Source organism: Mesorhizobium sp. G2-6-1, assembly GCF_055809095.1.
This window is the reverse complement of the sequence record NZ_CM147896.1, coordinates 748,454-770,354: the sequence shown is the minus strand read 5'-3', so window position 1 is coordinate 770,354 and position 21,901 is coordinate 748,454. Positions and strand designations below refer to the sequence as shown.

General features: G+C 56.4%; 16 protein-coding genes and 4 pseudogenes. 16 read left to right on the top strand and 4 right to left on the bottom strand.

Features of this window, described 5'->3' with window-relative positions:
* Positions 1-8: 8 nt before the first annotated feature.
* The 4 genes from AC0L7S_RS03695 to AC0L7S_RS03680 form a co-directional block, all read right to left on the bottom strand.
* Positions 9-1,313 (bottom strand): glucoamylase family protein, encoded by a 1,305-nt coding sequence (locus AC0L7S_RS03695; protein WP_473473126.1) that lies wholly within the window; start codon positions 1,311-1,313, stop codon positions 9-11.
* Positions 1,314-1,410: 97 nt separating this feature from the next.
* Positions 1,411-2,067 carry a peptide-methionine (S)-S-oxide reductase MsrA gene (gene msrA / locus AC0L7S_RS03690; RefSeq protein WP_473474167.1) on the bottom strand — a complete coding sequence of 219 codons (657 nt, stop codon included), beginning with the start codon at positions 2,065-2,067 and terminating at the stop codon, positions 1,411-1,413.
* A gap of 398 nt (positions 2,068-2,465) precedes the next feature.
* Positions 2,466-2,819 carry a pentapeptide MXKDX repeat protein gene (locus AC0L7S_RS03685; protein WP_473473125.1) on the bottom strand — a complete coding sequence of 118 codons (354 nt, stop codon included), beginning with the start codon at positions 2,817-2,819 and terminating at the stop codon, positions 2,466-2,468.
* A 92-nt stretch (positions 2,820-2,911) separates the two neighbouring features.
* Positions 2,912-3,595 carry a DUF1223 domain-containing protein gene (locus AC0L7S_RS03680; protein ID WP_473473124.1) on the bottom strand — a complete coding sequence of 228 codons (684 nt, stop codon included), beginning with the start codon at positions 3,593-3,595 and terminating at the stop codon, positions 2,912-2,914.
* 216 nt (positions 3,596-3,811) lie between these two features.
* On the opposite strand from AC0L7S_RS03680, the gene lepA reads away from it, so the two are divergent.
* The 16 genes and pseudogenes from lepA to nusA all read left to right on the top strand — a co-directional run bounded on the left by lepA (position 3,812) and on the right by nusA (position 21,885).
* Positions 3,812-5,617 (top strand): translation elongation factor 4, encoded by a 1,806-nt coding sequence (gene lepA / locus AC0L7S_RS03675; RefSeq protein ID WP_473473123.1) that lies wholly within the window; start codon positions 3,812-3,814, stop codon positions 5,615-5,617.
* Between the two features lie 153 nt (positions 5,618-5,770).
* Positions 5,771-6,142 carry a hypothetical protein gene (locus AC0L7S_RS03670; RefSeq protein ID WP_473473122.1) on the top strand — a complete coding sequence of 124 codons (372 nt, stop codon included), beginning with the start codon at positions 5,771-5,773 and terminating at the stop codon, positions 6,140-6,142.
* Positions 6,143-6,348: 206 nt separating this feature from the next.
* Positions 6,349-8,523 carry a malate synthase G gene (locus tag AC0L7S_RS03665; RefSeq protein ID WP_473473121.1) on the top strand — a complete coding sequence of 725 codons (2,175 nt, stop codon included), beginning with the start codon at positions 6,349-6,351 and terminating at the stop codon, positions 8,521-8,523.
* Between the two features lie 137 nt (positions 8,524-8,660).
* Positions 8,661-9,338: a tRNA (adenosine(37)-N6)-threonylcarbamoyltransferase complex dimerization subunit type 1 TsaB gene (gene tsaB, locus AC0L7S_RS03660; RefSeq protein WP_473473120.1), complete on the top strand. Its 678-nt coding sequence runs from the start codon at positions 8,661-8,663 to the stop codon at positions 9,336-9,338.
* Positions 9,339-9,390: 52 nt separating this feature from the next.
* A complete protein-coding gene (locus AC0L7S_RS03655; protein WP_473473119.1) occupies positions 9,391-9,885 on the top strand; it encodes a GNAT family N-acetyltransferase in 495 nt (164 codons plus the stop codon).
* 118 nt (positions 9,886-10,003) lie between these two features.
* A complete protein-coding gene (olsA, locus tag AC0L7S_RS03650; RefSeq protein WP_473473118.1) occupies positions 10,004-10,813 on the top strand; it encodes a lyso-ornithine lipid O-acyltransferase in 810 nt (269 codons plus the stop codon).
* Positions 10,814-10,856: 43 nt separating this feature from the next.
* Positions 10,857-12,278, top strand: a complete 1,422-nt coding sequence (miaB, locus tag AC0L7S_RS03645) for a tRNA (N6-isopentenyl adenosine(37)-C2)-methylthiotransferase MiaB (RefSeq protein ID WP_473473115.1) — start codon at positions 10,857-10,859, stop codon at positions 12,276-12,278.
* A gap of 86 nt (positions 12,279-12,364) precedes the next feature.
* Positions 12,365-13,357 carry a PhoH family protein gene (locus AC0L7S_RS03640; RefSeq protein ID WP_473474166.1) on the top strand — a complete coding sequence of 331 codons (993 nt, stop codon included), beginning with the start codon at positions 12,365-12,367 and terminating at the stop codon, positions 13,355-13,357.
* A gap of 45 nt (positions 13,358-13,402) precedes the next feature.
* Positions 13,403-13,888: an rRNA maturation RNase YbeY gene (ybeY, locus tag AC0L7S_RS03635; protein WP_473474165.1), complete on the top strand. Its 486-nt coding sequence runs from the start codon at positions 13,403-13,405 to the stop codon at positions 13,886-13,888.
* A 28-nt stretch (positions 13,889-13,916) separates the two neighbouring features.
* The gene (locus AC0L7S_RS03630; protein WP_473474164.1) at positions 13,917-14,990 is read left to right on the top strand and encodes a hemolysin family protein; all 1,074 of its coding nucleotides are present in this window, start codon (positions 13,917-13,919) and stop codon (positions 14,988-14,990) included.
* A gap of 193 nt (positions 14,991-15,183) precedes the next feature.
* Positions 15,184-16,775: pseudogene (gene lnt / locus AC0L7S_RS03625) on the top strand (apolipoprotein N-acyltransferase).
* A 142-nt stretch (positions 16,776-16,917) separates the two neighbouring features.
* Positions 16,918-17,339: pseudogene (locus AC0L7S_RS03620) on the top strand (helix-turn-helix domain-containing protein).
* A 139-nt stretch (positions 17,340-17,478) separates the two neighbouring features.
* Positions 17,479-18,641 (top strand): annotated as a pseudogene (gene metK, locus AC0L7S_RS03615) (methionine adenosyltransferase); the annotation flags it as partial.
* 122 nt (positions 18,642-18,763) lie between these two features.
* Positions 18,764-19,460, top strand: a pseudogene (gene trmB / locus AC0L7S_RS03610) (tRNA (guanine(46)-N(7))-methyltransferase TrmB).
* 148 nt (positions 19,461-19,608) lie between these two features.
* The gene (rimP, locus tag AC0L7S_RS03605; protein WP_473474163.1) at positions 19,609-20,241 is read left to right on the top strand and encodes a ribosome maturation factor RimP; all 633 of its coding nucleotides are present in this window, start codon (positions 19,609-19,611) and stop codon (positions 20,239-20,241) included.
* Between the two features lie 45 nt (positions 20,242-20,286).
* On the top strand, positions 20,287-21,885 hold the full coding sequence (nusA, locus tag AC0L7S_RS03600) for a transcription termination factor NusA (protein WP_473474162.1): 1,599 nt from the start codon (positions 20,287-20,289) through the stop codon (positions 21,883-21,885).
* Positions 21,886-21,901: the final 16 nt, after the last annotated feature.

Here is a 21,901-nt window from a genome sequence, read left to right as displayed (position 1 = left end):
ACAACACCTTACAGCCAGCCACCGGTGAAGCCTGCCCGGCGCAGCCCGTTGACGATATAGGGGCATTTGCGCATCAGGTCCCACAGCATCCCGGTCCGGTAGTTTTCGGTCATCAAGGCAATCGGGCCTTGATTGATGCCGACATGGTCGGGGCTAAGCCAACCGCGACGGCCTTTCCCGCTCGCTTTCAATGTTGGATTGAAGCTGGCGGTAAACCCATAGGGATTGTCGTCTTCCAGATTGATATCATGAAAATATCTTAGCGTCGGCAAAACGATCTCAGGTGCGAAAGGTAGCGATGTAACCGCCGCCCACGGCGAAAGCGTGCCGTCATCCGGCCCGAATGGCACGCCGCGCGCCATATAGCCGTGGAATCGCCTTTTCACACCATTGATCGTTTGCTTGCCAGGTCCGGGGCCGTCGCTGGCCGTGACCCCCCAGCAATGTTCGTTATAGCCGTCGAAGCCACGCGGGTTGCGGATCGCATATTCTTGCTGGACATAGGTCGCGTGGCGGCTGTTTTGAAAGTAATCGCTGCCTTTGTCGCGCATGAAGGCGTCTTGAATGTCGCGAAAATCGATCCAGACATGCGACAACTGGTGAATGAACAGAGGTCCGGCATAGGCGAATTCGTGGCCGTAGATTGACTTCCACCGATAGCTCGACAGCCATGCCGCGTAGCTTTCGGGCGGAAGCGGAAATGTCGGGGAGCCAAGGCCGAGCACGTACAGGATCAGGGCTTCGTCATAACCCTGCCAGCGGTAGCGCAGAAATCCGCGCTCAGGTCTCCAACCATGGGTGACGGCTGCACCGCCATTTTGCGCCCATTGCCAGTTGGTGCGCCGGTAGAGCGCGTCAGCCAGTTTGCGTATTTCACGCTCTTCTTCGCTGTCTTCGCGAAAGTAGGTTGCGGCGGCCAGAACTCCGGCCAATAGCAATGCCGTGTCGATGGTTGAAAGCTCGGATTTCCACGCCCTGCGACCGGTGCGCATATCCAGGAAGTGATAATAGAAACCTTTGTAGCCGGTGGCATCGCGTTCGGGGCCTTGCGGGCTGTTCCAGAAGAAGCGCAGCGTCGTTAAAGCCCTAGTGCAGGCTTGTTCTCTGCTCATGAAACCACGAGCAACGCCGACTGGGTATGCTGTCAGGGCAAGGCCGGTGGCGGCAATGCTCGCAGGCGATCCCTCGCTCGTTCGGTCGACGACAAGCCCGTTATCCGGATTGGCTTCGGCCAGGAAATAGTCAAACGATGCCTGCTGCAACGCCACCAGTAATTGGTCGTCATTCACGGGATCTGTCACCGATTTATCCATTGGATAGCACGGTGTTGAAAACAATCTCCCCGACTGCGTATGGACGCAGCCAGGGAGATTTATGCACCAGGTTCGGGAGATACATCGTGCGGTGTCGTCAGCTCTTGTTGGCGGCCATCACCAGCGCGGGCTTGTCCTTGTAGAACGTCGGGAAAACCCTCTTGAGGTTTTCGATCTTGGGAAGATCATTATAGACGATATATGGATATGTCGGATTGCGTGTCAGAAAATCCTGATGGTACGCTTCGGCCGGATAAAACGCCTTGTCTGTTTCAAGCGTCGTCACGATCTGTTCCGGGAAGGCCTTGGCCTTGTCGAGTTGCGCGATATAGCTTTGGGCAATCTTCTTTTGCGCATCGGTAAGTGCAAACACCGTCGAGCGATATTGCGTTCCCCTGTCCGGTCCCTGGTAGTTCAACTGGGTCGGATTGTGGGCGACCGAGAAATAGACCTGTAGCAATTGGCCATATGTCACCTTGGATGGGTCATAGGTAATCTCGACGGCCTCGGCATGGCCGGTGCGGCCTGATCCCACTGTCTCGTAAACAGCGGTATTCTTATCGCCACCGGCATAGCCGGACACGGCGTTGGTCACGCCCTTCACATGCTGGAACACACCTTGCACGCCCCAGAAACAACCGCCTGCAAATATTGCAGTCTCTGTTCCTTTGGAGGCTTGTTCATCCATTGCAGGGGGTGGAATGACCACGGCTTCCTCTGCCGATCTCGCCGGGCTTTGCCAATATACAAACATTGCCGAGGCAATTGCGAAGGCGGTAATAGCCACTTTTGCGGTGTCGAGCCGATCAGCCACGGCTGGCTTGGTTATGTTTCTCATTCGTAATCTCCCGTTCCTTCGATAAGGGGCACCCATCAATTCGATGGGGGAGCGTAATGGGTTCAAGGGCAAGGATATGGCAGTTTTGACCTCAACGCGCGTCACAATCGCGTGCATTAAATGTCATCGCCAATTGTAGAGGTCGCCCCATACAATACAGGGGCGACCAATGCGCTTTGCCCGGCGTGTGATTACTGCATGCCGCCCAAAAGTGGGTAGCGGTTTTGGGACAACGACATGCATGAAAACAATGACTTGAAGCACGCTGCATGAATCCCTTTCGACTCGGCGTGCTTTATTTGCCGGGCATATGACTAATTGGATGTCGCAGGTTTCATCGCATCTGTGCTCATGGCGTCGTCGGACTTCATCATCCCCATCTCGTCACAGGCCTTGGTGGCTTCGTCCTTCTTCATGGAATCGGTTTCCATTGCCGCCTTGTCCATACAATCTTTCATCTTTTCGGCAGCCATCGGGTCAGCGGGTTTCATGGCATCGGTTTCCATCGCATCTGCGGGCTTCATGGCATCGGTTGCCATTGCATCAGCAGGCTTCATGGCATCGGTTGCCATTGCATCGTCGGCGCGCGCGATACTTCCGGCAAAGACAGCGGTGGAGACAATTGCGAAAGCAAGCGCGGGAAGTGTCAAGCGGTTGAAAGTAGTCATGTTAGACTCCTGTTGGGTGGGTAGTGATGGCCCGAAACGGATCTGGGCCGGTGGAAGCGGTGCCATGCTTGCGGCATCCGCGAACTTTGAAATTACTCGCTGGCAGCCGCCAAGATCGGCCCGCCCTTTGGTGCTTGCAGCAAGACCGCAGCGCGCAGGCGCTTCTGGCCTGCGGGCAAAGCGAGGGAGATGGTCTTGCCCGACCATGTGCCGAGTTTTGTAAGCGAGTGCACCACATTGGCGTGCGGAAGTGTGCGACCGGTGTTTTCGCCACGCGCAACGGGCACATCGACAACACCTGGCAGGTATTGCACCAGCCACACATCGGCCTTGCCGCCTGCTCTGGACCCGGCACCAATCTTGATCTTGCCATTGCCGATCGAAAGGGTCGGACCCTTGATCTTCCCGTTCGACGAGATCAGGCTTTCAATATCGCCAAGCCGGTTTCCCACCGTATCTGCGTTGCCATTGACAACGATTTGCGGGGTAAATGGACCGGAGCGGCCAAGCGGAGGTTCATAGGAAATCTGGCGATCTGTGAACGCCTGCTTGCCAAAAGTGTCCTTCCAGCCGAGATAAGACCAGTAGGTGACATTGAAGCTTAACGCCAATATGCCGGGGCGTTTGAAGAGTTTGACCAGATTGGCATTGGCTGGAGGACAAGACGAGCAACCCTGACTGGTGAATAATTCAACGACGGTAAGCGGTTGGCTGGCAGCCGTGCCAATCGTTGCCGCGACCATCAATGCCGCACTTGCCAGAATCGCCGATGTCATTCTGGCCCCTGCCGGGAACAGATCTTTGATACTATGGCGTTTCGCTGTTGAACTGGGCATCGGCGGTTCCTCCATGCGGCTCGGCTTTTTGGCCTGCCTTTTCATTTCGCAACGGCTTTCCCCTTCGTTACAGCCTTCACCGTTTTGTGATTGCTTCTCCATTCCCATGCGCGCGCCGCTTGCCGCCGGAACCGGCCCCTGCTAAAGGCCGCGACCATGAGCACACCTGTTTCCCATATCCGCAATTTTTCCATCGTCGCCCATATCGACCATGGCAAATCGACGCTTGCCGACCGGCTGATCCAATTGACCGGTGGCCTGGACCTGCGCAACATGAAAGAGCAGGTGCTCGACAGCATGGATATCGAGCGCGAACGCGGCATCACCATCAAGGCGCAGACCGTTCGCTTGAAATATCGCGCCAACAATGGCGAGGACTATATTCTCAATCTGATCGACACGCCCGGTCATGTCGATTTTGCCTATGAAGTCTCGCGTTCGCTCGCGGCTTGCGAAGGTTCCCTGCTGGTTGTCGATGCGTCCCAAGGCGTCGAGGCGCAGACCTTGGCCAATGTCTATCAGGCCATCGACAACAATCACGAGATCGTCGTCGTGTTGAACAAGATCGATCTGCCTGCCGCCGAGCCTGAGCGCATCCGTGAGCAGGTGGAAGAAGTCATCGGCATCGACGCCAGTCAGGCCGTGCTGATTTCGGCCAAGTCCGGCATCGGTATTCCAGATGTGCTGGAAGCCATCGTCACCCAGTTGCCGCCGCCACGCGAAGGCGACGCCACCAAACCGCTCAAGGCCATGCTGGTTGACAGTTGGTATGACGCTTATCTGGGGGTCATCGTGCTGGTGCGTGTCATCGACGGTGTGATGAAAAAAGGCCAGACCATCCGCATGATGGGCACCAACGCAAAATATCCGGTCGAGCGCACCGGCATATTCACGCCCAAGATGGTGAGTGTGGATGAGATCGGCCCCGGCGAATTGGGTTTCATTACCGCCTCGATCAAGGAAGTGGCCGACACCCGCGTTGGCGACACGATCACTGAGGACCGCCGCCCTACGCAACAGGCTTTGCCGGGCTTCAAGCCAGCTCAGCCCGTCGTTTTCTGCGGCCTGTTTCCAGTTGATGCCGCCGATTTTGAGGATTTGCGCGCCGCAGTCGGAAGGCTGAGGCTCAACGATGCTTCTTTTTCTTATGAGATGGAAACGTCAGCAGCACTTGGTTTCGGTTTTCGCTGCGGCTTTCTGGGCTTGCTCCATCTCGAGATCATTCAGGAACGGCTGGAGCGTGAATTCAATCTCGACCTGATCGCCACAGCGCCCTCAGTCGTCTACCGCATGAACCTGACCGACAGTTCGGTGAAGGAACTGCACAACCCAGCCGACATGCCGGATGTCGTAAAGATCGCCTCGATCGAGGAACCGTGGATACGCGCCACCATTCTGACCCCGGATGATTATCTCGGCGGCATCCTGAAGCTTTGTCAGGAGCGGCGTGGCGTCCAGTCTGACCTGTCCTATGTCGGCAAGCGCGCAATGCTGGTCTACGACTTGCCACTAAACGAGGTGGTTTTCGACTTTTACGACCGCCTGAAATCAATCTCCAAGGGCTACGCCTCCTTTGACTATCATCTTACCGATTATCGTGAAGGCGATCTGGTCAAGATGTCGATCCTCGTCAACGAGGAGCCGGTCGATGCATTATCCATGCTCGTTCACCGCATGGCGGCTGAAAAGCGCGGGCGTGTCATGTGCGAGAAATTGAAGGAACTGATTCCCCATCATTTGTTCAAGATTCCGATCCAGGCGGCAATCGGCGGCAAGGTCATCGCCCGTGAGACGATCTCCGCCTTGCGCAAGGACGTGACCGCGAAATGCTATGGCGGCGACGTATCGCGCAAGCGCAAACTGCTCGACAAGCAAAAAGAGGGCAAGAAGCGCATGCGCCAGTTTGGCAAGGTCGAGATTCCGCAGGAAGCGTTCATTCAGGCGCTGAAGATGGGCGATTGATCTGCTCACTGGGCGCGATAAGCATCCGCCCACTGAAAAATCTGGTGATGGCTTCGAAATTGCCGTGGGGTATCGACGCTGGTCTCTAGCAGTTCCCCCATTTTGTGTGCGATGTTGCTGCTGTCTTGACGGGGCGCGTTTCGCGAGAAAATCATGGGCCGTGCAAACATTTTGCGGCTTTCCATTGTCGGCATATTTCTGCTGGCACCCTTGGGGTTGGCTCATGCCGCCGATCTGGCCTTCTTCGTGAAGAACGGCTTTTCAAAAGCCGTCGCCATCGAACTGTTCAGTCAGGATCGCAACACCGTCTGGCCGGGCGACGACAAGGTGTTCATGCTTGAACCGCACAAGCAGAAATCGGTTCCAATCACCTGCAACGAAGGCGAGCGCATTTGCTATGGTGCCTGGATCGTGGGCAATGACAACATCTCTGCCGGTGTCGGGCCAGACAACGACCTGCCTTGCGAAAATTGCTGCTTTACCTGCGTGTCGAAAACGACCCAGAAATTTGAATTGGTCGAATAGGGCAAGGCTTCGGATTTTCTGGTGAAAATAGCACAAGCGCGGCATTTGGCGCGCCGTCGTCAATCGAGGCGACAGTTCGTTGTGGCGCAAATGCCTATGAACCTTAGAATTATTGACCCTTCGGCCCCATCGTGCCAAACGCCAGTCATCAAGTCCGCCGCTGGCAAGAATGACGATCGGTGGGCAGGCCGTTTGGGGATGCATGAATGACTGATCGGATCGAAACCGCTGGATTGCAAGTCGCGCGTGAATTGTACGACTTCGTTGCGTCCGAGGCTTTGCCGGGGACCGGTGTCGAGGTCGAGAAGTTCTGGTCCGGCTTTTCTTCGCTCATTCATGATCTTGCCCCCAGGAACCGGGCTTTGCTGGCAAGACGCAGCGAACTACAGGGCAAGCTGGATCAGTGGTATCGCGCCAATGGCGCGCCAATCGATCTGGAAGCCTATAAGGAATTTCTGAAAGAGATCGGCTATCTTTTACCGGAGGGACCGGCATTCTCGGTAACGACGGACAATGTCGATCCCGAGATTGCCACCGTAGCTGGGCCGCAGCTTGTCGTGCCGGTCATGAATGCGCGCTATGCGCTCAACGCGGCCAATGCCCGCTGGGGTTCGCTTTACGATGCGCTTTACGGCACCGACGCTATTCCCGAGACTGGAGGCGCGCAAAAGAGCAAGACATATAATCCGGTGCGCGGTGAAAAGGTCATCGCCTGGGTGCGCAACTTTCTTGATGAAGGGGTGCCGCTTGCCGCTGGCAATTGGGCGGATGTCACGAGCCTTGCTGTTGTCGATGGTACGTTGCTGGTCAAAGCGGCCAGGGGCGAGATGCCACTGCGCGATCCCCGCCAATTTGCCGGGTATCGTGGCGATGCGAGCAATCCGGATCTTGTTCTGTTGAAGAAGAACGGTCTTCACATCGAAATTGTTGTCGATCCCGCGAGCGCGATCGGCAAGACTGATCCTGCCAATATCTCGGATGTAATCATCGAAGCGGCCCTGACGGCCATTCAGGACTGCGAGGATTCCATCGCCGCCGTCGATGCCGAAGACAAGGTTATCGTCTACCGCAACTGGCTTGGCCTCATGAACGGTAAGCTCGCTGAAGAAATATCCAAGGGTGGCAAGACCTTCACACGCACGCTCAATCCGGATCGCAGCTATACTGGGGCCGATGGCTCTGCGATCACATTGCCCGGTCGCTCGCTCATGCTGATCAGGAATGTCGGTCACCTCATTGCCAATCCGGCCATTCTGGACCGCGATGGCAATGAGGTGCCTGAAGGCATCATGGACGCGGCCATTAGCGGGCTGATCGCATTGCATGACATTGGACAAAATGGTGCGCGCCTGAATTCGCGGGCGGGTTCGATGTATGTCGTCAAGCCGAAGATGCACGGGCCGGAGGAAGTGGCCTTCGCAGTCGAGATATTCGATCGTGTCGAAGACATTCTCGGCATGGCGAAGAACACGATCAAGATGGGCATCATGGACGAGGAACGGCGCACGACGATCAATCTCAAGGAAGCGATTCGAGCAGCGAAAGATCGCGTGGTGTTCATCAACACCGGTTTCCTCGACCGAACCGGAGACGAAATTCACACCTCGATGGAAGCCGGTCCGATGATCCGCAAGGGAGACATGAAGCAGGCGGCATGGATATCTGCCTATGAGAACTGGAACGTCGACATCGGTCTTGAGTGTGGTCTTTCTGGCCATGCCCAGATCGGCAAAGGCATGTGGGCGATGCCGGACCTCATGGGGGCAATGCTGGTGGAAAAGATTGCCCACCCCAAAGCTGGCGCCAATACCGCCTGGGTGCCGTCTCCAACTGCAGCGACATTGCATGCAACCCACTATGTCAAGGTGGACGTTCACGCTGTTCAAAAAAGTTTGAAAAGCCGCCCGAAGGCCAAGCTGGATGACATTTTGTCAGTCCCCGTGGCCACCCGCCCAAACTGGACGCCAGACGATATTCAACGCGAGCTTGAAAACAATGCGCAAGGCATTCTCGGCTATGTCGTGCGCTGGGTCGATCAGGGCGTCGGATGCTCCAAGGTTCCTGATATCAACGATGTCGGGCTCATGGAAGACCGCGCAACGCTGCGTATCTCATCGCAGCACATTGCCAATTGGCTGCGTCATGGGGTTTGCACGGAGATTCAAGTGAGGGATTGCTTGCAGCGAATGGCCGTGATCGTGGACCTCCAGAATGTCGGCGATCCGCAATACCAGCCCATGGCACCGCACTTCGATAGCTCCATCGCCTTTCAGGCGGCGTGTGATCTTGTCTTCAAGGGTAGGCGCCAGACCAATGGGTACACTGAACCGATCCTCCACGCCAGCAGGCTGGAATATAAGGCCAAAGACCGGGCGGGTTGACCGAGCGAATAATTCGCGATGTTGCGCTGTAAAGGCTGGCTGCAAATGCTAAGGCTCGACATTGCCTCCACCTTTCGCCAGCCTCGCGAAGAATCAATCAGGATAAAGGAGGGTGAGATAAAACCCTTGCGCTCCTCATGATCGTTCTCGCCATCGACTGTGCCGCCAATCTTTGTGCTGCTTGCGTCTATGACGCCAAGACGGGAGAAGAATGCGCGCGCGCTGTAATTGATCTTGGCAAAGGCCATGCCGAACACCTCATGACGGTGATAGATACCGCTTTGAAACAAGGCGGCACCACATATGGCGACCTTGCCATGATCGCGGTTTCGGTTGGCCCCGGTTCGTTTACCGGGGTGCGCGTTGGCGTGTCCGCCGCGCGTGGATTGGCGCTGGCGTTAAAAATTCCAGCCGTCGGGATAACGACATTGGAAGCGCTGGCGGCAGAGGCGGCAGCACTTTTCCCGCGCCGCCCCGTCCTTGTTGTGCTGGATGGCGGGCGTGGCGAAATCCATATGGCATCCTATGATGAGTCCGGTGTTTTGCAACATGGCCCTGCTGTGACCACGCTGGAAGAAATCTCCGGCACAATTGCCGGCTCGCCACCGGTCCTTGCCGGCACTGCGGCAAAATCCGTCGCCGTTGCTGCTGGCGGTGCTTTCGACTGCGCATCTCTGGCTGCGAGCGCCGATATCGCCACCTATGCGCGACTTGCCGTGGCAAAGGATCCAACTGTCAGGCCAAAGCCGCTCTACATGCGCGGGGCCGATGCCAAACCTCAGACTGGCTTCGTCGTGCCAAGGTCCGGTTCATGACCCGGAACAACGCCCGTGCATGGTTCATAGGCGAATCGAAGGATCGCAACCGATGCGCATTCCGTTCATAACGCCACGCCGCAAGGACTATGCGATTGAACCCCTGTCCCCGACAGACAGTTCAGCTATTTCGGCCTTGCATCGTGAGGATTTTGTTCGGCCCTGGACAGATGGGGAATTTGCCGTCCTGCTCAAACAGGATGCGGTTTTCGGCTTCGCCGCGCGTGAGGTCGGCTTCGGTTCAAAGGCACCAGTTGGGTTTGTCTTGGCAAGACAGGCTGCGGGCGAGAGTGAAATACTGACCATTGCTGTCGCGCGCGCGCATCGAAGGCAGGGAATTGGCTGGCAATTGATGGACGCCATATTGCGTGAACTCCATGCACAGCGTGCCGAGGCGCTCTTTCTGGAGGTCGATGAAACGAATCTATCGGCCATCGCTCTTTACCGGCGCCTGGGTTTTCGCGAAGTTGGCAAGCGGCCCAATTATTACCGCTCCTCTGAAAATGGCCCGACGGGTGCGCTTGTCATGCGCCGTGATCTCCGCTAGAGCGGGGTGAGGAAAAGTGGATACCGGTTTTGCGCCCGCATCCCGCTCTAACTTATTGGAAACAGCCAAAATCCAATTCATCCACACGCCGTAACGCGCGCTGGAGAGGCGAAACTGAATGATCGGAAAGATCAGGATTTTCCTGGCATTTGTAGATATTGCGCTGAGCACAGCCGTGCTTGCCCCCTTGCAATACATATCGCTCAAAACCGGGCTTTGGCCGGAAACCTTCATCCTGAAGATTTGGCATCGTTCGATTCTCAGGGCGCTGGGCTTTCGCGTCCACGTCAAAGGCCAGCTTTCGGATCGTCGTCCGCTGCTGGTGGCGTCAAACCACATATCCTGGACCGATATCGCAGTGCTCGGTTCGTTGGCCGATGTCAGTTTCATCGCCAGGTCGGACCTTGAGGGATGGCCTTTGCTTGGGCGGTTGTCCAAGCTCCAGCGAACCGTGTTTATCGAGCGTGAACGCAAGCGCAAATCCGGCGATCAGGTTAACGACATTGCCACGCGGCTTGCTGGCGGCAGCGCGATCGTGCTTTTTGCGGAAGGCAGTACAGGCGATGGCAACATGCTATTGCCATTCAAAAGCACGCTCTTTGGTGCTGCTTCAATGACCATTTCCTCAGGCGCGGCGCAAGAAGTGTTCATTCAACCGGTGTCGATTGCCTACACCCGTATCCACGGTCTGCCTTTGGGGCGCCAGCATCGCGCACTGGCTGCATGGATTGGAGATCAGGATCTGTTGCCGCATATCAAGGATTTGCTGGCGCATGGTTCAATGGATGTCGAAGTGCATTTCGGCGAACCGGTTGCATTCTCTGCCAAGTCCAACCGCAAGCAAACCTCGCGTCTCGTCGAGCGACAGGTGACGGAGATGATGCAGGCGACTTTGCGCGATCCCCTGCCACAAAGACCTTCGTCATAGATTCGGCTGTTTTTTGTCACTGAAAGGCGATAGAAGCCGCGCCATGGAACACGATACGACATCAATGAATGTGAAGGACAAACCGGCAGGCCGGTTATCCACTTCAAAATCGGCAACCCGGAAGGTTTTCGTCAAAACCTATGGTTGCCAGATGAACGTCTATGATTCGCAGCGCATGACCGATGCGCTGGCCGCTGATGGCTATGCCGAAACCGACGTGGTGGCCGATGCCGATCTGGTGCTGATCAATACGTGCCATATCCGCGAGAAAGCCGCTGAAAAAGTCTATTCCGAACTTGGCCGCTACCGCGATCTGAAAGCTGAAAAGGCCAAGGCGGGAAGCAAAATGATGATTGGCGTTGCCGGTTGTGTTGCACAGGCGGAAGGGGCGGAAATCCTGAGGCGCTCGCCATCCGTCGATCTGGTTATCGGCCCGCAGACATATCATCGCCTGCCAGACGTGCTGGCCAAGGTTCGAGACGGTGGTAAGGTCGTGGAGACGGACTATGCCGTCGAGGATAAGTTCGAGCATCTCCCGCAGCCCAAACGCACCGAACTTATCAAGCGCGGTGTGACCGCCTTTTTGACCGTGCAGGAAGGCTGCGACAAATTCTGTACGTTTTGCGTGGTGCCATATACGCGCGGTTCGGAAATATCGCGCCCTGTTTCCCAAATTGTTGCCGAGGCCGAGCGTTTGGCAGATGCCGGGGTGCGCGAGGTGACGCTGCTTGGCCAGAACGTCAATGCCTGGCATGGCCAAGGGCCAGATGAAAGCGGCAAGGCTGGCGAGTGGGGCTTGGGTAGGTTGCTTTACCGTTTGGCCGAAATTCCGGGTCTTGCGCGGCTTCGCTATACCACCAGCCATCCACGCGACATGGACGACGAATTGATCGCCGCCCACCGTGACCTGCCGCAACTGATGCCATATTTGCATCTGCCGGTGCAATCCGGGTCTGACCGCATCCTCAAGGCGATGAACCGTCGCCACAAGGCTTGCGATTACATGAGGCTGATCGAGCGCATTCGCGCTGCCCGTGAAGATATTGCCATGTCGGGCGACTTTATTGTCGGTTTCCCCGGTGAAACGGACGCCGATTTCGAGGCAACCCTGGAACTGGTTCGTTCGGTTGGCTACGCATCGGCCTTTTCCTTCAAATACTCGCCGCGTCCGGGTACACCGGGTGCGGAAATGGAGGATCAGGTGTCCGAAAACGTCAAGGATGAGCGTCTTCAGCGCCTTCAGGCCCTTCTCTTTGAGCAACAGCAGAAGTTCACCACGGGGATGATCGGAAAGACGATGTCCACCCTGATTGAGAAGCCGGGTCGCCAGGCTGGCCAGAAGGTTGGGCGTTCACCTTGGCTTCAGCCCGTAATTGTTGATGAAAAGGTTGCCGAAATCGGTGACATTATTGATGTGCGAATCACGAAGACGGGCTTCAATAGCCTGTTCGCCGAACCGGTCTGATCCGGCACCCGGCAGATGAGGAGAGACGGTTGAGCGCTGAAGACCTGAAGAGTGTACCCGCTGATATTCCATCAGGCGCTTCGGATATGGCGCATATCGTTCTGACATTCGACAACAACAAGCTCGCCAGTGCGCTCTACGGGCAGTTCGATGAGAATTTGGCGCGGTTGGAACAAAAGCTCGGTGTCGACATCCGCTCGCGCGGCAATCAGCTCACCATACAAGGGTCCGCTCCTGCCGCCGAGCAGGCGCGCCGGGCGTTGGACAGTCTTTATGACATCCTCCAGAAAGGCGTCGATATCGGGCAGTCGGATGTCGATGGTGCCGCCCGCATGGCGATTGCTGCCGACGACCAGCTGACGCTGCCGACGCTGGAGCGCAAAGGCAAGGTTTCCGCGGCACAGATTGCAACGCGCAAGAAGACGATCTATGCCCGCTCGCTCAATCAGGATGCCTATATGCGCGCGCTCGAAAGATCCGAGCTAGCTTTCGGCATCGGCCCGGCTGGCACGGGAAAGACCTATCTTGCCGTGGCCCACGCCGCGATGCTTCTGGAACGTGGTCTGGTTGAACGCATTATCCTGTCGAGACCGGCGGTTGAGGCGGGTGAACGGCTGGGGTTTCTTCCCGGCGACATGAAGGAAAAGGTCGATCCCTATCTGCGTCCGCTTTACGATGCGCTCTACGACATGATGCCCGGCGACAAGGTGGAGCGTGCAATTACTGCGGGCGTAATCGAAATTGCGCCACTTGCCTTTATGCGGGGTCGCACCTTGGCGCATGCTGCCGTAATCCTTGACGAGGCGCAAAACACCACGCCGATGCAGATGAAAATGTTTTTGACCCGGCTTGGCGAGAATTCTCGCATGATCGTAACCGGCGACCCGACCCAGATCGACCTGCCGCAAAATACACGATCGGGACTTGTCGAGGCATTGCGTATTCTGGACGGTGTGCCGGGCATCGTCACTGTGCGTTTCAACGAGACCGATGTGGTGCGCCATACGCTGGTCGCCGAGATCGTCAAGGCATATGATCGCGACGGAAAGGTCGCGCGTGGCTTGGGCAGCGAAAACTGATGGCGATGGTTCGATCCGATGCCTGAAGGCGACCGGCCGCAAACGATGCAACTCGCGCTACCGCTTGCTGTGGATATCGCCATAGAGGCAGGCGAGTGGCCTGAGGAAAGCGGGCTTGCACGCCTCGTGGATGGTGCCGTCAAAGCCGTCTTTGCCGAACTCGCGGTGGGGCATTCCGGCCCTTGCGAACTGAGCCTCGTTTTTTCCGACGATACGCATATTCGCGCGCTCAATGCCGAGTGGCGCGGCAAGGACAAAGCAACCAACGTCCTGTCATTCCCGGCGTTTCCGGTTTTGCGCGATGCCCCACTGCCGCCGATGTTGGGTGATATCGTGCTTGCCTCCGAGACGGTGGCAAACGAGGCGAAGCTGGAAAACAAACCGCTGGCGAACCATATAACGCATCTTGTGGTCCACGGCCTGCTCCATTTGATGGGCTACGACCACGAGACGGACAGCGAGGCCGAAATCATGGAAGCGATTGAGCGTGCGGCGCTGGTAAGGCTTGCCATTCCTGATCCCTATGCGTAACTACACAGGAACAACCAACCGGACGATGATGAACGACAACCCTGATACTGCCGCTCACCCGGACGCTGGCAGCGCGGCCAAGCCACTGAAACAGCCGGACGACGAACCGAGTCCGAGTACCACGTCCGGCAGATTTGCAGCCGAATCGTCGCCTGTCGGACCTTCCCTGTTTGAACGCGTTATTGGCCTTTTCAAGCACCGCAACGGAACGAATCTGCGTGAAGAGATCGCGGGCGCGTTAGCCGAAACGACCATCGGTGCGGAAACTTTTTCGCCCGGCGAACGGGCGATGCTTAACAATATTCTTCGGCTTCGCGAGGTGCGGGTCGAGGACGTGATGGTGCCGCGTGCCGATATCGAGGCGGTGGAAATTACCACGTCCCTGGGTGACTTGCTGGGCGTATTCGAGCAGTCGGGCCATTCGCGTATGCCGGTCTATTCCGAAACCCTCGACGATCCACGCGGCATGGTTCACATTCGCGACGTCCTTGCCCACATAACGCGCAGCGCCCGCGTCAAGAAGGGCAGATCCACGCGTAAAACGCTTATTGCAGCGCGCCTTGAACTGGCTCAGGTCGATCTGTCTCGCACGATTGGCGATCTCAGCCTTATGCGCCCGGTTCTGTTCGTGCCGCCATCCATGCTGGCTTCCGATTTGATGGGACGTATGCAAACGGCGCGCACGCAAATGGCGCTGGTCATTGACGAATATGGTGGAACCGACGGTCTGGCTTCACTGGAAGACATTGTCGAGATGGTCGTGGGCGATATCGAAGACGAACATGACGATGACGAGCCGATGATTACCAGAAGCGACGATGGCGTGTTCATCGTTGATGGCAAGGCCGAGATTGACGATGTTGCCGCCATGATCGGTGAAGGTTTTGCCGCTGGAGAGCATGGCGAGTCCGTCGATACCATTGGCGGTATGATTTTCAACACACTTGGCCGGGTACCCGCACGCGGCGAAGTCGTGCAGGCAATTCCCGGCTTTGAATTTCACGTCCTCGATGCCGATCCGCGTCGGGTCAAGCGTGTGCGGATCGTGCAAATCCAAAAGAGCGACCGCCGCAAACGGGCCACGCGCGCCGAACAGGCTTAGAGCAATTCCAGGAAAAGTGTACAGCGGTTTTACTAATCGGGATTGCGTAAAAACAAATACGTAGAGCGGTTCAGTGATTCTATCAAAAACTGAAAGGCTCTAGCGCGAGACGACAATCGGATGCGGTGGCGTTGGAGTGTGGGCCGCAGCCTGATAAATTCGGTGCTCTGATTCGCTCGATTGGGAAGAATTCATGGAGCGCCTTGCTGGCCGGATAATTCTGCTTTGGGGCTGGCGCCGTGCTCTTGTCGCGTTCGGGGCTGGAGCATTGGCGGTCCTCGGGCAGGCCCCGTACGATTTTTTCGCGGCTTGCTTTGTGTCATTCCCCGTCCTTGTCTGGCTCCTAGACGGCGCGAGCGGAGAGCCGTCGGCAGGACGGCTTCGTCGTTTGCGCCCTGCATTTGCCGTCGGCTGGTGGTTTGGCTTTGGTTATTTCCTTGCCGGGCTTTGGTGGATCGGCGATGCACTGCTTGTTGAGGCCGACAGTTTTGCCTGGGCTTTGCCTTTCGCCCTGATCGGCATTCCGATGGCGCTTGCCTTTTTTTACGGTTTTGCAGCAGCCCTCGCACGGCTGATGTGGAGCGGCAATATCGGGCGAATAGCCTCGCTGGCCTTTGCTTTTGGATTGAGCGAATGGCTGCGCGGCTTTCTTTTACCGGCTTTCCCTGGAATGCCATTGGTTATGCCGCAATGCCGGTCCCACTGCTGATGCAGAGCGTCTCTGTTGTCGGCATGGTCGGGATGAATACACTGGCAGTCTTTGTTTTTTCCTTGCCAGCCCTCTTGGCCGCCCGCAAGAATTTGCGGCTTGGTGTTGCACTCTTCGTGATCCTTGTCGCTGCCGATGTCGTATTTGGTTACGTTCGGCTTACCAAGCCGTTGCCGAAGGATGCTCAGTCTCTGGACGTTCGCATCGTTCAGCCTTCGGTTGATCTCAGCGAAAAATGGGACGCTGCGGTACGCGATCGCATTTTCGCGTCCTTGATGTCATTGTCATCCAAGCCGCCAGAAGCGGGCCATCACAAGCCCGCGCTCATCTTGTGGCCCGAAACGTCAGTTCCGTTCCTGCTTACGGAGAGGCCCGAGGCGCTTACGGCGCTTGGCAAAATGCTTGGAGATGATCAGATGTTGGTCGCCGGCGTCGTTCGTGAGGAGGCGGCATCGGCGGGCGCTTCAGACAATCGTTATTACAATTCCGTCGTTGCCATTGATGGCAAGGGCGAAATTGTCGATGCTGTCGATAAGGTTCATTTGGTCCCCTTTGGCGAATATATGCCATTTGCGGACCTTTTTCGCCGAATCGGGTTGGAGCAGATTGTCGCGGGCCCCATGAATTTTACGGCCGGCAACAATCGCCACGCGATCTCCGTGCCCGGTGGCTTACGAATTCTGCCATTTATTTGCTACGAGGTGATATTTTCGGATCTCGTCGCAGTTGACGTAGCGTCAGCTCAGATTATTGTAAACGTAACGAACGACGCGTGGTTTGGAGACACACCCGGCCCGTATCAGCATTTCCGGCAGGCACAAGTTCGCGCGGTAGAAACTGGCGTACCTCTGTTGCGTGCAGCCAACAATGGCATCTCGGCGGTTATCGACCCCCATGGACGAGTGGTCGATGCATTGGCGATTGATGCAAGGGCGATAATTGATGCACGGGTGCCTGTTTACAGGCTGGCTGACGTTTCAGTGGAGAGGCAACGCACGATTGGGCTGCTGATCATATTGCTGTTTGGGCTGTCTGCACTGGCCTTGAATGTAAGACAAAGGCTACGAGGCAATTGACTCTTGATATATTAGAAACTCATATAGTACCTGCTTGGAATTTCATATAGTGGTTTGATTTGGTCATCGGGCACGCGGCAGCCGAATAGATTCAGGCATAAAAAAGTAGAAAAAAAGGCCGGGAAAATTCGGCGAGGGAAAAATGGTAGAAGACAAGAACAAGAAGAAACCGAACCCAATCGATATTCATGTTGGAAGCCGCATTCGACTTCGTCGCAACATGCTGGGGCTAAGCCAGGAAAAGCTGGGAGAGAGCCTGGGAATTACGTTTCAACAGATACAGAAATATGAAAAGGGGACCAACCGGGTTGGAGCCAGCCGCCTTCAGGCCATAGCTCAAATACTTGAAACTCCGGTCTCTTTCTTTTTGAAGATGCGCCGGGTCAGGAATCCGCGTCCAATCCGGGCTTTTCCGAGGCATCGTCAATGTCCCCGGTCATGGAGTTCTGTTCAAGTTCGGAAGGTCTGCAACTTAACCGTGCTTTCGTGAAAATCTCCGACGTCAAAGTGCGTCGTCGAATCCTGGACCTGGTCAAATCCCTTTCCAGTGACGATTTCGATTGAGATCAACCCTCGTCTGATCATCCCGTTCCAACCACATTTAATGGGTCTTGACCCTGGTACCTTGACGAGAGGTGGCAGCGCCCGCTAGACGTCGCCCGACATCGGCTGAGTCCGGTAATTCTTCAAGAGGGGACCCCCCGTGAGCCGCTTAAATTACTTATTCACCTCGGAATCCGTGGCCGAGGGGCATCCCGATAAAGTTTGTGACCGCATATCCGACGAGATCGTCGATCTCGTTTATCGCGAGGCCAGGAAAGCAGGCATGGATCTGTGGAAAGTTCGCGTTGCCTGCGAGACATTGGCGACAACCAACCGCGTCGTCATTGCCGGCGAGGTGCGGGTACCCGACACACTCCTGAAAAAGGACAAGGCCGGCACTGTCATGCAGGATGCGGCCGGTCATTCGCTCATCAACCCATCAAAATTCAAATCCGCTGCGCGCAAGGCAATTCGCCAGATCGGCTATGAGCAGGACGGCTTCCATTGGAAAACCGCCAAGATTGATGTGCTTTTGCATGGTCAGTCCCCCGATATCGGCAAGGGTGTCGACAATGCCTCCGACCGCCAGGGCGAAGAAGGTGCGGGCGATCAGGGCATCATGTTTGGCTATGCCTGCCGCGAAACGCCGGACCTGATGCCTGCGCCCATCTATTACAGTCACAAAATCCTTGAACTGTTGGCTGCTGCACGTCACGAAGGTGTCGGCGATGCCGCCAAGCTTGGCCCTGATGCCAAGAGCCAGGTGACGGTAAAATATGTGGACGGAAAGCCTGCGGAGGCGACCCAGATCGTCCTGTCGACGCAGCATCTCGATGACAGTTGGGATTCTGCCAAGGTGCGCAGCGTTGTCGAGCCTTATATCCGCGAGGCTCTTGGCGACCTGAAGATAGCCGACGATTGCAACTGGTACATCAATCCTACAGGAAAGTTCGTCATCGGCGGCCCCGATGGCGATGCCGGCCTGACCGGGCGCAAAATCATTGTCGACACCTATGGCGGGGCCGCTCCGCACGGTGGCGGCGCGTTCTCCGGCAAGGACACGACAAAAGTTGATCGTTCCGCTGCCTATGCCGCACGTTATCTTGCCAAGAATGTTGTCGCCGCCAAGCTTGCCGAGCGTTGCACAATCCAGCTTTCCTATGCCATTGGCGTCGCCCAACCCTCTCTGTCTATGTTGACCTGCATGGTACGGGAAAGGTCGATGAAGCACTGCTCGAAGACGCATTGCGTGAAGTTATGGACCTGTCACCGTCCGGCATTCGCAGGCATCTCGATCTCAACAAGCCGATCTATGGCAAGACGGCGGCCTATGGTCATTTTGGGCGCAAGGCAGGCCGCGACGGCTCGTTCTCATGGGAGAAAACGGATCTCGTCAAGGCACTGAGAGAATCCGTCGCCGTTTGACATTGTCGGTTGGCGCTATGATGGCGGATGAAAGAAGGGCGCGCAGGAGCGAGGCATTCTTCGGGCGCAGGCGCGGCAAAGCCATTCGCCCGTCTCAGATTGATGCTTTGCAACAAGGTCTTGCGCGCCACGGTATAGATATCCGCTATGATGCGCCTTCTCCGCTCTCCGAACTTTTTACGGCAAGCGTTGATTCTATCAGGCTCGAAATCGGTTTTGGCGGGGGCGAGCATCTTCATCATAGGGCAACGACCGAGCCCGCAACCGGCTTCATCGGCGTCGAGCCATTCGTTAATGGCATGGCCAAGATGATGGCCGTCATGGAAAGATCGCCGTCCGCCAATGTCAGGGTGTTCGATGACGACGCCACTTTGCTGCTGGACTGGCTGCCACCGGCTTCTCTCGATGGCATCGATCTGCTTTATCCAGATCCGTGGCCGAAAAAAGCATTGGAAACGGCGCTTTGTCGGAAACACGAATCTCGACCGTTTCGCGCGCGTTCTCAAATCAGGCGGGAAATTTCGATTCGCATCGGATATAGACAGCTATATCAACTGGACGCTGCTGCATTGTCGGGCACATGACGCATTCCACTGGGATGCGCGAGACACCAATGATTGGCGCCGACCATATCCAGGCTGGCCTGGAACGCGTTATGAAGCCAAGGCGATCCGCGAAGGGCGTGAGCCCGCTTATCTCACTTTCACACGCTCGTAGGCGGGCACCTGCTATTCGGTCTTGAACCGCAGTCCCATATCGGCTATATCCCATTCAAATTCTTGGTCGGTATGGCGAAGAGTGGGTCCACCCGGTCCCGCTCTTTTTTGTTACCTGCCAGTTGAACGGTGAAGATCGAAAGACGGTGATGGTAGGTGAAGTGACAAGCGACGATCGCATTATCCGCGAAAGCGGCATTGATGCGCGCATTGCGTCAATCATCCAGCCCGTCATGCGCGCTATTGGCTTTCGTCTCGTTCGTGTCACGCTTTCGGGCCAGAATGGGATGACGCTGCAGATCATGGCTGAACGTGAAGACGGCACCATGACCGTTGAAGATTGTGAAGAAGTCAGCCGGGCGGTGTCGCCCGCACTTGATGTGGACGATCCGATCGAGAAGGCATATCACCTTGAAGTGTCTTCACCCGGCATCGACAGGCCATTGGTGCGCAAATCGGATTTCACCACATGGCTCGGCCATCTGGTGAAGATGGAAACCTCGACGCTTGTTACAGATCGCAAGCGATTCAAGGGAAAGATTGCTGAAGCGGACGATGAAGGCATTGTCATCCAGCGCGATCAGGCGGCCTATGGCGAGGCAATGTCGGTGCGCGTGCCATATGATGCAATTGCTGAAGCGCGGTTGATTTTGACCGATGATCTGATTCGCGATGCCCTCTCGAAGGACAATCGGGAACGCAAGGAAGCAAGAAAACAGCGTGGCGCGACGGATGATCCATCTGATGACGCTGCGGATACGAAAACCGAACTTGAAACGTGATTGAGCAGCCGCGTATGAAATGCGGCTTCGTTCAGGGAGAAAATGATGGTTGTAAGCGCCAACAGGCTTGAACTTCTGCAGATTGCGGATGCGGTCGCGCGTGAAAAGTCGATCGACAAGCAGATCGTTATCGATGCGATGGCTGATGCCATCCAGAAAGCTGCACGTTCGCGCTACGGTCAGGAAACCAATATTCGCGCCGACATCAATGCGCAAACCGGCGAAATGAAGCTCCAGAGACTGACGGAAGTGGTCGAGAACGTCGAGGACTATGCGACCCAGATCGCTTTGACCTCCGCCCGTGATCGCAATCCCGATGCGCAAATAGGTGATTTCATCGCCGAACAATTGCCGCCAATGGATTTCGGACGCATCGCCGCACAGTCGGCCAAGCAGGTCATCGTCCAGAAGGTGCGTGAAGCCGAGCGTGACCGCCAGTATGACGAATACAAGGATCGCATCGGCGAAATCGTCAACGGCACGGTCAAGCGCGTCGAATATGGCAATGTCATCGTCGATCTCGGACGTGGCGAGGCCATCATCCGTCGCGACGAACTCATTCCACGCGAAAACTACAAATATGGCGACCGCGTGCGGGCCTATGTCTATGACGTGCGCCGTGAACAGCGCGGTCCGCAGATATTCCTGTCGCGCACACATCCGCAATTCATGGCCAAATTGTTCACGATGGAAGTGCCGGAAATCTACGACGGCATCATCGAGATCAAGTCGGTGGCGCGTGATCCGGGTTCAAGGGCGAAAATCGCCGTTATCTCGCGCGACAGCTCGATTGATCCGGTCGGCGCTTGCGTTGGTATGCGCGGTTCGCGCGTGCAGGCTGTTGTCGGCGAATTGCAGGGCGAAAAGATCGACATCATTCCGTGGTCGCCGTCAGCGGCGTCCTTCATCGTCAACGCCTTGCAGCCGGCAGAAGTCGCCAAGGTGGTTCTTGACGAGGATGCAGAGCGCATCGAAGTCGTGGTGCCGGACGATCAACTGTCGCTGGCCATCGGCCGCCGCGGCCAGAATGTACGCCTTGCCTCGCAGTTGACAGGCTGGGATATCGATATCCTGACCGAACAGGAAGAGAGTGAACGGCGTCAGAAGGAATTTGTCGAGCGCTCGACCTTGTTCATGGAAGCGCTTGATGTCGACGAGATGGTTGGCCAGGTTCTCGCTTCCGAAGGCTTCACCAGTGTCGAGGAAGTGGCCTATGTCGAAGCCGACGAGATCGCGTCGATCGATGGCTTTGACGAAGACACGGCTTCGGAAATTCAAACACGTGCGCGCGAATATCTGGAGAAGATCGAAGCCGAACACGACGCGCAACGCAATAAACTCGGCGTTTTGGACGAGCTGCGCGAGATCCCCGGCGTCACAACCGCGATGATGGTGACACTCGGTGAAGATGGCGTGAAAACCATCGAGGATTTCGCCGGCTATGCCGCCGATGATCTCACCGGTTGGAAGGAACGCAAGGACGGCGAGACAAAAGTGTTTCCCGGAGTTCTCGCCAACTACGGTGTCACCCATGTAGACGCCGAGCAGATGGTATTGGCTGCACGTCTCAAGGCCGGCTGGATTTCTGAAGACGAAGTTCAGGCCGAGACCGGGGATGACGAAGCCGAATCTGTCGGCGCGTGAGATGAGTCGAGTCGGA

What these genes read in the sequence shown, in the direction of transcription:
- AC0L7S_RS03695 (WP_473473126.1), bottom strand. Translation starts at nt 1,313, where the DNA reads ATGGATAAATCGGTGACAGATCCCGTGAATGACGACCAATTACTGGTG.
- msrA (WP_473474167.1), bottom strand. Translation starts at nt 2,067, where the DNA reads ATGTTTGTATATTGGCAAAGCCCGGCGAGATCGGCAGAGGAAGCCGTG.
- AC0L7S_RS03685 (WP_473473125.1), bottom strand. Translation starts at nt 2,819, where the DNA reads ATGACTACTTTCAACCGCTTGACACTTCCCGCGCTTGCTTTCGCAATT.
- AC0L7S_RS03680 (WP_473473124.1), bottom strand. Translation starts at nt 3,595, where the DNA reads ATGACATCGGCGATTCTGGCAAGTGCGGCATTGATGGTCGCGGCAACG.
- lepA (WP_473473123.1), top strand. Translation starts at nt 3,812, where the DNA reads ATGAGCACACCTGTTTCCCATATCCGCAATTTTTCCATCGTCGCCCAT.
- AC0L7S_RS03670 (WP_473473122.1), top strand. Translation starts at nt 5,771, where the DNA reads ATGGGCCGTGCAAACATTTTGCGGCTTTCCATTGTCGGCATATTTCTG.
- AC0L7S_RS03665 (WP_473473121.1), top strand. Translation starts at nt 6,349, where the DNA reads ATGACTGATCGGATCGAAACCGCTGGATTGCAAGTCGCGCGTGAATTG.
- tsaB (WP_473473120.1), top strand. Translation starts at nt 8,661, where the DNA reads ATGATCGTTCTCGCCATCGACTGTGCCGCCAATCTTTGTGCTGCTTGC.
- AC0L7S_RS03655 (WP_473473119.1), top strand. Translation starts at nt 9,391, where the DNA reads ATGCGCATTCCGTTCATAACGCCACGCCGCAAGGACTATGCGATTGAA.
- olsA (WP_473473118.1), top strand. Translation starts at nt 10,004, where the DNA reads ATGATCGGAAAGATCAGGATTTTCCTGGCATTTGTAGATATTGCGCTG.
- miaB (WP_473473115.1), top strand. Translation starts at nt 10,857, where the DNA reads ATGGAACACGATACGACATCAATGAATGTGAAGGACAAACCGGCAGGC.
- AC0L7S_RS03640 (WP_473474166.1), top strand. Translation starts at nt 12,365, where the DNA reads ATGGCGCATATCGTTCTGACATTCGACAACAACAAGCTCGCCAGTGCG.
- ybeY (WP_473474165.1), top strand. Translation starts at nt 13,403, where the DNA reads ATGCAACTCGCGCTACCGCTTGCTGTGGATATCGCCATAGAGGCAGGC.
- AC0L7S_RS03630 (WP_473474164.1), top strand. Translation starts at nt 13,917, where the DNA reads ATGAACGACAACCCTGATACTGCCGCTCACCCGGACGCTGGCAGCGCG.
- rimP (WP_473474163.1), top strand. Translation starts at nt 19,609, where the DNA reads ATGGTAGGTGAAGTGACAAGCGACGATCGCATTATCCGCGAAAGCGGC.
- nusA (WP_473474162.1), top strand. Translation starts at nt 20,287, where the DNA reads ATGGTTGTAAGCGCCAACAGGCTTGAACTTCTGCAGATTGCGGATGCG.